Origin of the sequence: Stenotrophomonas sp. GbtcB23 (genome assembly GCF_019091045.1) — a bacterium.
Taxonomy (GTDB): domain Bacteria; phylum Pseudomonadota; class Gammaproteobacteria; order Xanthomonadales; family Xanthomonadaceae; genus Stenotrophomonas; species Stenotrophomonas rhizophila_A.
On sequence record NZ_JAGXKC010000668.1, the window covers coordinates 1 to 238 of the forward strand.

Annotated in this window: 1 protein-coding gene; it reads left to right on the plus strand. The window is 67.2% G+C overall.

The genetic code is table 11. From position 1 onward, the window contains the following. On the plus strand, nucleotides 1-238 hold a 238-nt coding region (locus KVS69_RS20505), incomplete at both ends, for a hypothetical protein (protein ID WP_217540180.1).

Sequence of the window (238 nt, forward strand, 5' to 3'; positions counted from 1 at the left end):
GCGCAGGCCGGAGTTCTGGGCCAATCTGGCCGATGCGGGCCGCTTTGCACCGGCGCCTGGCGCTCCCGGCGCCCTGCCCCGATCCGAGCTGCGCGTTCTTCGGCGGATCGAACTGTTCCTGCTCACGCCGCTTCGACTGGCCGGCCTGCTGATCGTCTATCCGGTCGTTCGGGATATTCTGCCGGTGATCACGCCTACCGGGTTCTCCTGGCTTGGCACCATAAACGGCCGGATGTGG